Origin of the sequence: Ochrobactrum sp. SFR4 (assembly GCF_019730395.1) — a bacterium.
Taxonomy (GTDB): domain Bacteria; phylum Pseudomonadota; class Alphaproteobacteria; order Rhizobiales; family Rhizobiaceae; genus Pseudochrobactrum.
This window is the reverse complement of sequence record NZ_JAAPBB010001385.1, coordinates 1-236: the sequence shown is the minus strand read 5'-3', so window position 1 is coordinate 236 and position 236 is coordinate 1. Positions and strand designations below refer to the sequence as shown.

Below are 236 nucleotides of genomic sequence, written 5' to 3'. Positions count from 1 at the left end.
CGTATCTGTCGGACTGCATTGGACTTCCATGCCGGAGAGCGTGAAAATAACAACGGGTGCTTCGGTATCCGCTTCACTTGCGGCCGTATCCATAGCGGCAGGAACAGGGATGGCCGGTGTTTCTGAGGCTGGCTGAAAGCTCTCCTGATGATAATTGTCCATATTGAAGCCATTGGCTTCCAGCATTTCGCGCACCGCCCGCATAAATGGTTCAGGGCCGCAGCAAAAGACTGTGC

Annotated in this window: 1 pseudogene; it reads right to left on the bottom strand. The window is 54.2% G+C overall.

The features are described 5' to 3' along the window. A pseudogene (locus tag HBA93_RS23570) lies at positions 1 to 236 on the bottom strand (hybrid-cluster NAD(P)-dependent oxidoreductase); the annotation flags it as partial.